Source organism: Candidatus Acidianus copahuensis, from assembly GCF_000632495.1.
Taxonomy (GTDB): domain Archaea; phylum Thermoproteota; class Thermoprotei_A; order Sulfolobales; family Sulfolobaceae; genus Acidianus; species Acidianus copahuensis.
The window spans coordinates 1-11,585 of sequence record NZ_JFZT01000031.1; the positions used below are offsets into that span (position 1 = coordinate 1).

Below are 11,585 nucleotides of genomic sequence, written 5' to 3' on the forward strand. Positions count from 1 at the left end.
CCGGAAGTGTATAAACGAGCCGGAAAACCAATAAATATTGAGATAGGCAATATTCCATTGATCTCGATTCTTGGTGTAGCTTCCTTCTCTAGCTGGCTTTTCCTTCTGTCAGAATCAATACTCGGCGTGTTATCGTCAAAAGTTGGGCTAACAGTAATGCCAATTGTCTCAGCTATACTTGGGATTGTATTCCTGATATATGTAGGTTACATAAAGAAGCTTCAAAAGGAGGAAGGAGTAGATGTTTCTATCATTGGTGCTGAAATACCACCAGATTAGTCTTTTTTATAATAAAAACTTAATTTCTTATTTTTATCCTTGTATTTTATAATTATCAAGATCTTCCTTAGCCAACTTAATTAACGTCTCCTTTAATACTTCTACCCCTTTATACGCTTTATCCCAATCAGTCCATTCCTCAGGAGCGTGGCTAATTCCGCTTTTACTGGGTACGAATATCATTCCTACTTTAGTTATTTTAGCCATCATTTGAGTATCATGAACAGCTCTACTGGGTAATTCCATATAAGAGTATCCAAGCTCTTCCGTGGAACCTCTTATCTTTTCCATCACATCTGATGAACTCCTTATCGGTTCCTCAATTAGAATCTCATGATCTAGTAAGTTGCCTTCCTCTTCAGAGAACTTCTTTGCATCATTGATGAGTATCTCCTTCATATTAAGTATTTCTTCAATTTCCATAGATCTAACGTCAATCCCAATATATACTTCTCCTGGAATTACATTTACGACATTTGGTTTAACTTCCATAAAAGCCGTTGTGCCCACCATTTCCTCAAATCTTTTTACTTTCTCCCTAACGTCCAGAACCATTCGTGAAGCAGGAATCATAGGATCTTTTCTCATGTTCATGGGGGTCGTTCCAGAGTGAGATTGTTTTCCCTTGAATCTTAACCATAATCTGAGAATTCCTACAATCCCAGTTACTATACCTATATCTTTATTATTCATTTCTAAGGTCGGTCCTTGTTCGACATGGAGTTCTACATGATATTTAATTCGGAAGGGGAACCTTTCCATTTTCTTGGCTTTTGAAGATACTCTGCTTTCAAACTTCCTGAAAACTTGGGAGAACTCGACTCCTACATATTTCCCCCTCATTTTTACTAATTCTTCTTTATCTAGAGTTCCAGAGAAGTATTTGCTTCCTACAAAAGGAGCAAATGCGTTTCCTTCTTCGTCAGTAAAAACTATTATTGCCAAAGACCTTTTTGTTTCTACTCCTTCCTCATTCATGAGTCTGATTGCCTCTATTCCTCCTAAGACTCCTAAAGAACCATCAAACATTCCCCCGTTTAATACAGTATCTATATGAGAGCCAGTTGTAACAAATTCATTACATTGTCCCCTTCTTATTCCTATTATGTTTCCTGCTAAGTCATAGTAAACCTCTAAGCCAGCTTCCCTCATTTTTTCCATTATAAATTCTCTAGCATCTAAATCAGGATCACTCATGGATGGTCTGCTTATTCCACCTCTAGGGTCTTTTCCAATTCTTCCAAGATCTTCCATGTCTTGTTTTAGTCTTGAAATGTTACTCATGATCTTATATTCGATTACACATAATAAAATGTGTACCACTGCAACCCTGAAGATGAGGTTTATTTTTAAAAAAAAAATTGATTTTCTAAGTTCTTAATGAATTAATGATCTTTTTTGGAGAGTTATCTTATCAGCTTTATGTCCTTTTATCATGTTTAATATTTTTATTTTTCTGTAAAAACGCTCTTCTCTTTATGGAAGTATATTCTACCTGGTTTTCTCCAACATCTCTAACTTTTGAGATCGTGTAAACCATGAATAAGGTTAGAGCGTCTAGGACTAGAAAAGTGGTCAAAAAAGAATGATTAGGGGAAAAAGAAGTTAGTGGAATCATTACTAGAGGTATAACAGTTCCACCTATATTACCGAAAAGATATAGGATTGATATCGAGGAACCAGCTAACACCTTACCTGACAACTCAGACGTCCAGTCTATTATTATAGGAAATGCTCCTAACATGAAAAATCCAAGAACAAAGTTAGAGATTAGTATTAAAGGAAAATTAGAAATTATGGCATAAAGTATAACAGCTGGCAAAGATATTATTAAAGCAGTCATAACAATTAATCTCCTACTTCCAATCTTTACTGAAATTAATGGAACAAAGAAACTCCCTACTATACCCCCTATTATTAATGATAGTGCGATTAAGCCTATTTGGAATTCCGAAAAATTAAGATACCCTAAAATATTATCTATCCAAGTTAAAATTCCAATAAATATACCCATTTCTATTAATAATAACCAGTATAGTGATGCAAGGTTCTTGTTAGATATTAAGGTTTTTAATTCCTTTATCGCCATTAGATTTTTTTCTTTAATATTTGAACTATTCCCCTTCAATATAGAAGAAGCAATAAAAATTATGGAAAAAACTACCATTACTAAGGAAGAGTAGATAGTCATCGTTACTAGCGAGCTAAAATTGGTAACAAAGATTGAAGGAATTAATGTCCCTGTAGCAATTCCTATAAAAATCGATAGTGTAGAAATACCTATCGCTAAAGTGCTCATCTCCCCGGAGAACTCAGTTTTAGCTAATTTAGCTGAACTATTAAGGAGAAAAGGTTGAGCTATAGCAACTCCTAATTGGCCCAGGAAGATGAATAAGAAGTCAAAGTTGGCTAACCTAAAAAAGGAAAACAGCGTCATTAAAAGACCTCCAAAAATAACTGCTGATCTGTAACCAAACTTATCTATCATTATTCCAACTGGTATAGCTAGAGGGATGTATGTAAGTGGGAAAATAATGTCTAGTAAACCTACGTCAAATGACGAAACATGGTAAATTTGAGATATAAGATTACTTATAGTTGCGTAGTTTATCCAAGTATATTGATTTAGCACAACTAGAGCTGAATAGGAGAGTAAGATTAATGATGAAATTCTCCTATTTCCCAATGAATACCACAATACTATAAAATATACTTCAATATAAAAGATTTTCCTCAAAATAAAAAGTAAATCGGTATAGGAAGTATTTTTCTCTTTTTAAAACAAGTTAATGTGATGAAACATAACTTTTCATATTCATTTTATATTACTAAGTTTTCCATATACTATCTTTAATCATTTTCTAAGCCGGTAGTTAAGTCATATATCCTAGCTAATAAGTAATTTTTTTACTAAATAGAAGTTATATCTTTTAAGAATTGTAATTTGTGTTTTATCCAAAGAATTCGAATTTATTATATTACCTTCCCTCTGAGACTATCTAGAATATCAAGGTCTTTAAAGGGTAAAGAGAAAACTAAACGTATAATAAGATTTTTATGATCAAGTTAATCTTTTGTACAACCTTATCAACTTATATAACAATTTGACGGTTAAAGCTTCGCTTATTTTTCCCTCGATAGATTATACTTAATATATTTCTAACTTGAACTCTTTACAATCTGAATGATAAGACTTTATATTTTCATATAAATGTAGCTTTAAGTTTTAGGAAGAAAATAAAAAGTATTCACTTAGTTAAGAAATGCATATTTATATTAAGATCAAAACTTAACATCTATGCTTGATCTGCTATTTAGAAATGTTAGAGCTTATGATAAAGGAGGGATATTTGAGGGAGATATAGGAGTTAAAGATGGCAAAATAGTTAAAATAGGAGGGGACATCCAGGAACAGGCCGATAAAGTAGTTGATCTTTCAAGGAAAATAGTAGTACCAGGATTAATTGACGGTCATACTCATATGGAATTTCCATTCATGAGTACAGTTACTGCGGACGACTTTTATTATGGAACTAGGGCATCGGTTGCAGGAGGTGTGACAACTATTGTAGACTTCATATCTCCACCTCCAAAGTCTGACCTAGTTTCAGCTTATAAATCTTGGAGGGAAAAAGCTGATAAAAAGGTTGTATCCGACTACGGTTTACATAGTATAATAAGGGAGGCCAGTAGCGAGAACTTGGAACAAATATCTTATCTAATTAAAAATGAGGGAGTAGTTAGCTTCAAGTTATTTATGGCCTACAAAGGAGAACTTATGATGGACGATTCCTCAATCTATAGGACGATCAAAACAATAACAGAAAATGGAGGAGTTGCGGGAATTCACGCAGAAAACGGAGAATTGATAGACCAGCTAATTAGAGATTTTCTTAGAGAGGGAAAAACTGAACCCATATATCATGCGTATTCGCGTCCTGAGATATTAGAAGTTGAGGCAACAAATAGAGTAAGCTCAATTGCGAGCATGATTGGAAATGATGTCAAGATGTATATAGTCCACACTTCTACAGGAGAAGCCGTGGACACAATAACGAATTTTAGGAAGAAAGGATTCCACTTCTTTAATGAGACTACTCCACATTACTTAACGTTAAGCCTAGAAGCATTAAAGAGACCAGATGCCGAAAAGTATGTAATGAGTCCACCACTAAGAACGGACGATCAAAGGGTTAAGCTTTGGGAAAGGCTTTCCTCAGGTGACATATTCACTGTGGGTAGCGATCACTGTGTTTATTCCGAGGAACAAAAGAAAAGGTTCAAGGAGGAAGTACCGCCTTTTAACGAAATACCCAATGGAGTTCCTGGAACTGAGACGATCTTGCCAATCTTATTCTACTTTGGAGTAAAGAGAGGTTTAATCAGCATGGAAAGGATGGTAGAAGTAACTTCTTACAATCCTGCACGATTTTATGGTCTCTATCCTAAGAAGGGACATTTACTTCCTGGAGCAGATGCAGACATAGCTATAATTGATCCAGGAAGAAAAGTTAAGATTTCTACTGATGTTTTGCATAGTAATATAGATTATACAATATATGATGGAATTGAAGTCGAAGGATGGAACGTAATGACTATTAGGAGAGGAGAGATAGTATATGAAGAGGGACAAGTATTGGGAAAAGCAGGTAGTGGTCAATATGTTAAGGGAAAAACACCGATTATAACATAGAACATGAAATGACAGTTTCTTTTCGTTGTTACGCTACTGGAGCAACTGAAGATAATATGGTGCTAGCGTTTCAGTTTCTTTTCGTTATTACCTATTACGTTGCAAGGGATAAACTGCCTTACTACGCAGTTTCAGTTTCTTTTCGTTATTACCTGTGCTTCAACATCAATGCACAATATCAGTATTGTATCACAAGTAAACAAAAAGCGCATTCAAAACATCTTGTTATCCTGAACTAGAAACATTTTCAGACCCCTTACCTTTATCTTATCTCTTTATAGTTTTCTACTTTTAACCCATTTATCCTGGAAAAATGTTTCGCATTTCCAGTAACTATTGTACAGCCGTTTTCTCTGGCTATCACCCCTATCAAGAGGTCCCTAACGTCTATTATCTCACCATTCTTTGATAACTCAGCAAACTCTTTACCAGCTTCCTCCGGGTAACGGAACTCTAGTATATCAAGTGCATCTTTCAGAGCATCGACCTCCTCTTTTCCTTTACCTCTCAAAAAGGATCCATAATATAGTTCAAAGAGGTTTACGACCGTGGTCTTTAAAGAAAACCCCTTGTTCTTCTCTATGTAATTAACTGCCTCCTTCTTCCCCCTCAAAAAGTCGATTAGCATATCTGTATCTAAACATTTACACTCCACTCCTTCCACGCTCTCCTTAAATTGTTAAATATCATTTCAACTTCATCATCGGTCATTTCGCTCCATCTACCCGCTAACTCTTCTATATTCCTTTTACTGTAGCTTTTAACAAGCCTTATCATAAGTTCTGAAAAGCTCTCATCCCTTCCCTTTAAGGATAACAATGCGTTATATGCTTCTTCCGTTATAGTTATTGTCTTAGTTGCCATGTTTATGTTTATGTTTAAACTTAGATATAAACCTTACCATTAACTACCACGGTCGGAGTACCCCTACTTAAAATAGAAAAGAGGAATTCCTAGTTTATAATCTGTGTTCCACAAGGAGTTTTTAAACCTACGTGTATGGATTATTGGCAGCATTGATAAAATTAGGGAAACTTGATCATTGTAAATTACCAACGTAGGACAGGGTTATAATTGGCAAGTATATTAAAATCCATGGAATTATAATAAATTCTTTTCTTGGAAATGATACTCATTAATTTAATATAAATTCAGAAAATTATCCAGGCGGTACTTACAACTTGACTGCAAAAGCTTTACAGAAAGGCAAATTATATTCCTTAAATTCGACTTTCCTGCTTTAAAAACTCACTTATAAACTAAAAAACAAATAAAGGCAATAGATTCGTCTTCAAGTTCTCAAATATCAAACCATTATTCTTCATTTCCAAGCACGATAAACAGCGTTAACAATGAATTGTGTTCTTACGTTTCTTCAGTAAAGACTGAGAGCACATTCATAGGAATTGTAGCAATTATAATTTCGATAATAATAATATCTTTAATAAAGTAAGAAAAAATAATTTATTCTAATATATTTTCTATCTTTTTCATTTTAAACAATATGATATACTTACTTTGAAGTCCTTTTCCGTCTTTAACGTTATACTCCCTCTTTGTCCTCTTAATACAATTTTATAATACCTACCTAACATCATTAATGCCCTAAAGAGGGACAAGTAACCGTTTCCCCTTACTTTGTAATTACCTTTTGACGGTACTACTACGTTCTTTTTATTCTGTATAAAAGAGCTTAGCTTTTTGTCAAAAGTAATAAGTGCTGTATAATCTGAAATGATAGTCGGTATATTTTCAACGTATTTGGCAATCTCTACGTCACACGTATTTTTACCGCTCATTCCATTCATTTTTTCTTTTACATAGTTTTTAGGAAGCCCACCAGGTATTTGAGTTGACGATACACTAACTAAACCTTTTAGTCTTTTTAAGTTATGCCAAGCAAAACATCCCTCATCCTTACTTTCCTCCAGGCATTTATAACTCAACTCTGACTGAACGCAGTCAAGGACAAGAAATACAGAATTATTTAAATTCAGTATTTCTGAAGGTACATTATAAAACGTATTAGTGTCTAAAATTATGAAGTTCTTATCTAATTTAACATTATACATGTTTAAACCAGACAGCGAACTTATTGACTCTAAATTGAAGCCTGTTGGACTGTATTGAGGTGTTACTTTTTTGAGTTTATTTAAGAGTTCTTCCGTAAAACTTAGGGCTTTTTCGTCTGACGATAAGTCTACTCTCTCTACAACGTCACCTACGTAAACACCTAAATTGTAGTCTTCTTCTGTAGTAATTAAATTAAAGTAATAAGAAAAGTAATTCACATCAAACATCTCTAAGTCTAAGTTTTCAATACACTTTATCTGCGAATATTTATCCCCTATATTGCCGTATGTTTTAAATGACTGCAGAGGTCTTGGGACGTAAGGGTAGTGGAAAGCGAATACTCCAGGACCTTCTAGATAAGTAATTGGTATTCCTTTCTTAGTAGAAAATATAGTGAATGAAGAAGCAAGAGCTTTAGTACCACCTGTAAGGTCAACTAACTTCACGCTATTTTTAAGTCTTTCCTCCAATTTCTTAACGTTGCCAGCAATGTCTGAAGGACTCAAGTCGTTTATGACTTCCTTTATGTCAATATCGGCAAATTTTCCCAATTCGTTTGAGTCTGGTAAAGCTGAACTTGATGTACCTGCTATTATAAACGATTTTATACTAAACTTTTCATATATTCTGAGTATTGAGGAAATTGCTTGATCATTACTTGTGCCTACAGAGATCAAGGCTACAGGTTCGCTCAATTTTCCCACATCAAAAAACTGGATTATCCTACTTAAAAATGTTGCAAATTTTGTTTTCTATAAAAGATCCAATAAGGATTTAATATCAATTTAGAGTATAAGTTAATTTTATTTTTAGTTACTTTATAGATTCAATTTTCTATGTTATTACAAAGCTGGTAAAGTTTCTTTTAGTTGTTACAGGCCAAACGCAATAGCCCAAATAGGATTGTCTCTAGCGTTTTCACTAGTGAAATTTATAAATTCTGGGGTAGAAGCTATATTCTGGGGTAGAAGTTGTTATTTGACGAGAGACCTAAGGACAGTAAGAAGGACTTATTCGACAGGGAAAATGAATTAAGCGAAATACTAAAATCAATAAAAGAAAGCAGACCATTAATCTTAATTCTAGGTATAAGGAGGATAGGGAAAACGTCATTGCTTAATGTTGCATTAAAAGAAAGTAAAGTAAACTACATATTGGTAGACCTTAGGTCTTTAGATAGAAACTATTCTAGGGGCGAGTTATATAACGCACTAGCTAAAGGATTGTCGTTAAACAAAAGGGTCTTAGAATTCCTTAAGGGATTAAGAGGAGTGAAAATAATTGGAAATGAAGTTGAGTTGAGGTGGAAAGGGAGGGACTCCTTAAGCATTCCAGAACTCCTAGATAGGCTAAATGATAATAGGACAATAATAGCGCTTGATGAGGCACAGAAGCTTAGGGGTCCTCTTTCTAATGAGATTAAAGAGGCTATAGCACACGCTTACGACTATGATAGAAATCTAACTTTTTTATTAACCGGATCTGAAGTAGGGTTACTTTATAACTTTCTAGGTATTGAAGACCCTTCCTCTCCCCTTTATGGGAGGTATAGTGTAGAGGTAAAGCTCGAAAGGTTTACTAAGGAAAAGAGTATTGAATTTTTGGAAAAAGGTTTTGATGAGATAGGGATTAGTGTAAGCGAAGAAGTACTTGAAGAAGCTTACGAGAAATTCGACGGGATAGTTGGCTGGCTTACCTTTTTTGGTAATGAATATTATAGAGAAAGAGACTTCAAGAGAGTGCTTAAAATAGCTGTGAGCTTAGCTTCTGATGAAATTAAGAACCTTGAGAAAATATCCAAAAGGTATATAACTGTTTTAAAGTGCATAGCTCAAGGAAATGACAATTGGTCTAAAGTAAAGAGCTGTGTTGAAAAAATAGAGGGATCCTCAATTTCCTCTAGCATCTTAAGTAACGTTATAAATAATTTAAAAGAGATGGGCATAATAGAGAATTATCAGTTTTTAGACCCAATATATAAATTAGCAATTTCTGGCTTTGAGTAAAAGCTTTTTAAACATCTCTATAATGCTTATTTGAACTAGAACACACATTCTAGACATCAATACATGTAATACAGAGATGTAAAGTTTTTTATTTACAACCACCATCTTAATTTATGGCAATTATAACTGTTAGAATAGATGATGAGTTGAAGTAGGAGATGGATAAGTTGAGTTACATAAACTGGAGTGAGGTAATTAGACAGAGTATCATAAAAACCATAGAGGAAGAAAGAAGGAAAAGAATAGAGAAGAAGGACTTCAAAAGAATAAGGGAAGCTTCTATGATGGCTGAGGAAATATCTGAGGCAGTTGGGGGTAGTAAGTCTGAGGAGGTAATAAGAGAATGGAGGGATAAGAACTGGGAGTTATAGACGCATCAGTAGTTGTAAAATGGTTTGCTAAGGAAAACTACTCAACAGAGTCCAAAATAAGATGATTTGTAAAACAAACCAAAAGTTCTTTAGAATTGTTCGCTAAGGTAATGTCAAGGTTCATGTGCATTATAACCTTTAATTTCTCTTTTTTCCTTATGAGGGATAGCTAATCCTTTAAAACGCCTTTAATTCATGAAAGCGATTATTGGCTTTTTGTACAGTTTAAGAGTAAAATTGTTGAGTCCTTGTTTCGTTTCATCAGTTATGGGTAACTTTGTTACTTTGTTAAAACTGAACGCTATTGTGGACGCAGGTTAACAATTAAAAGTAGTTTATAAATTCGCGACAATTCATCCCTCCTATGAAGAGGATATTCTTCACATTACTCATAAAATACAAGTTTGTGTGACGATTATAGTCTTGAAAAATATTAAATTAAAGAATTGACGACCTCATTTATGATATCTCATCTAAAGGTTTCCCGTTAGTCTTACTCCTCATTATAAAGAGAAAAGCAGAGGATGATATAGCAAAAGCGGACATACTTATAACTCCTAAGTAAGGAGAAAAGCTATACGCTACTACGGAAATGATTGGGCCTACCGCACCACCTAAATGACCTATTCCATCTGCTATACCAAATCCTAAAGATCTTATTTCGGTCCCTATTACTTCAGCTGTGTAGGAATACATAGGTGGAAACTTCATACCTTGAGTCAACATAATGAGGAAACCAATAACCAAAAAGGAAGAACCTGATAGGAAGAACCAAGGTATCATCAATAGTCCAGAAAGAAAATTAGTAAGTATTGAAGCTGTCTTTCTCTCCACTTTATCATTTAAGGCAGAACCTATAAGAACTCCTAATGGATCCCCATAAAGTATATAGCTAAAATATAAGGAGGACTCTCCGTTCATTTTTAAAGATATCAAGGAAAATATTACACTTGAGAAGAGAGCATAACCTGCAGCGTAGCTTAGAAACCAAACTAAGACGAAAATTCCAGTCCTCCTCAAATCTTCTATAATCTTTCTAGATCCTATTCCCTCTATCCACGCTTTTGATTCAGGTAAATTTAACCTCATGAAGATTGCTATCCCTCCTAACAAAATTCCTGGAAGGAATAGGAGCCTCCATTCAGTCCCTAAAAATAAGGCTATCGGTGCGACTAGTAAAGTCATGGAGAATCCAAAGAGACTTGTAAAGCCTATGTATTTTCCTCTTGATTTTGGGGGCGATGTTTCTGTTAAATACGAGATAGAGGAGAGAGCTTCTCCTTCAATTCCTAACCCAATAATCAACTCAGAAATAACTAACTGGATAAGAGTCAATGATGTTATGCCAATCAAAGATCCTAATGCAATTAACATTGAGGACAAAATAACTCCTTTCTTTCTGCCTAGTCTAGTTGTTAAGAAACCATTAACCAAACCTCCAACAGAGTAGCCAACCATCTCTGCCACAAGGACTAAGTTTGATAATATACTTGCATTACTTAATCCAAAGAATTGAGAGGAATAATTTATGATGTAAGGCACATTAAATATGTCAAAAAAGGTTAGGGAGTAGCCTATAGCTATCGCGAGAAGATTTCCCTTAGATATATATTGACTCATATCTTTTTTGTCATATCTAAATCTTTTAAGCATTTCTCTTTTTCTGAATATAAATAAATTTAGTCTGTCGGTTAGGATGAGAGATAACTTAGATGTTGTAGGATACAGATTCGTTAAAGATTTTATAATTAAAAAATTAATATTGATCAAAGATATATGTGAATAATTTAAATAGAATTAAGGGAGAAGATATACCTGTAGATTATACTTTCTTTACATCTCAGAATGGGTTTAATTCATTTAGTATGTTATTAAGTAATTAACTTCTTCTTAGGCGATGTTAATCTCTGCATAATCTAACGATTTATCATAATTTTGCGACACAGTGAATTCACTCTCCAAAAAGGGGGACATATTGAGAAATTTTGAGGTGTAGCATAATTTAACCGGTTTATAGACTTTTAGTAACAACAAAACTTAAGGTACCATCAAATGCTTTTGAGTCGAATTCTCATGAAGTGGTAGTTATTCGGGTTTATCTTTTGGGTTAAGGAGGACAGAGATCCACCACGAGTATAGTAATAAATTGTCCTTTCAAAACAT

General features: G+C 34.1%; 10 protein-coding genes. 4 read left to right on the forward strand and 6 right to left on the reverse strand.

Annotation, left to right across the window (positions count from 1 at the left end; all coding sequences use genetic code 11):
- Positions 1–279: hypothetical protein (locus CM19_RS13055; protein ID WP_048099161.1), on the forward strand; the 279-nt coding region annotated here is incomplete at its 5' end.
- Between the two features lie 33 nt (positions 280–312).
- Here CM19_RS13055 and CM19_RS03950 read toward each other — a convergent pair.
- On the reverse strand, positions 313–1,563 hold the full coding sequence (locus CM19_RS03950; RefSeq protein ID WP_081801200.1) for a M20 family metallo-hydrolase: 1,251 nt from the start codon (positions 1,561–1,563) through the stop codon (positions 313–315).
- Positions 1,564–1,699: 136 nt separating this feature from the next.
- Positions 1,700–2,977, reverse strand: coding sequence for an MFS transporter (locus CM19_RS03955; protein WP_160164862.1), 1,278 nt, complete (start codon positions 2,975–2,977; stop codon positions 1,700–1,702).
- 600 nt (positions 2,978–3,577) lie between these two features.
- Here CM19_RS03955 and hydA point away from each other — a divergent pair.
- Positions 3,578–4,972 carry a dihydropyrimidinase gene (hydA, locus tag CM19_RS03960; protein ID WP_048099164.1) on the forward strand — a complete coding sequence of 465 codons (1,395 nt, stop codon included), beginning with the start codon at positions 3,578–3,580 and terminating at the stop codon, positions 4,970–4,972.
- A gap of 262 nt (positions 4,973–5,234) precedes the next feature.
- Here the strand turns inward: hydA and CM19_RS03965 are convergent, their stop codons facing one another.
- The 3 genes from CM19_RS03965 to CM19_RS03975 all read right to left on the reverse strand — a co-directional run bounded on the left by CM19_RS03965 (position 5,235) and on the right by CM19_RS03975 (position 7,740).
- Positions 5,235–5,627, reverse strand: coding sequence for a type II toxin-antitoxin system VapC family toxin (locus tag CM19_RS03965; protein ID WP_048099169.1), 393 nt, complete (start codon positions 5,625–5,627; stop codon positions 5,235–5,237).
- On the reverse strand, positions 5,609–5,836 hold the full coding sequence (locus CM19_RS03970) for an antitoxin VapB family protein (protein WP_048099165.1): 228 nt from the start codon (positions 5,834–5,836) through the stop codon (positions 5,609–5,611). Before CM19_RS03970 ends, CM19_RS03965 begins: the two co-directional genes overlap by 19 nt.
- Positions 5,837–6,462: 626 nt before the next feature.
- A complete protein-coding gene (locus tag CM19_RS03975; RefSeq protein ID WP_150111376.1) occupies positions 6,463–7,740 on the reverse strand; it encodes a hypothetical protein in 1,278 nt (425 codons plus the stop codon).
- 276 nt (positions 7,741–8,016) lie between these two features.
- On the opposite strand from CM19_RS03975, the gene CM19_RS03980 reads away from it, so the two are divergent.
- Together CM19_RS03980 and CM19_RS03985 are read left to right on the forward strand one after the other, a co-directional pair.
- Positions 8,017–9,051, forward strand: coding sequence for an AAA family ATPase (locus tag CM19_RS03980; RefSeq protein WP_048099167.1), 1,035 nt, complete (start codon positions 8,017–8,019; stop codon positions 9,049–9,051).
- Between the two features lie 158 nt (positions 9,052–9,209).
- Entirely contained in the window at positions 9,210–9,422 is a 213-nt protein-coding gene (locus CM19_RS03985; protein ID WP_048099168.1) for a hypothetical protein, read from the forward strand.
- Positions 9,423–9,881: 459 nt separating this feature from the next.
- Here CM19_RS03985 and CM19_RS03990 read toward each other — a convergent pair whose 3' ends face one another.
- Positions 9,882–11,042, reverse strand: coding sequence for an MFS transporter (locus CM19_RS03990; RefSeq protein WP_048099170.1), 1,161 nt, complete (start codon positions 11,040–11,042; stop codon positions 9,882–9,884).
- Between the last annotated feature and the right edge of the window lie 543 nt (positions 11,043–11,585).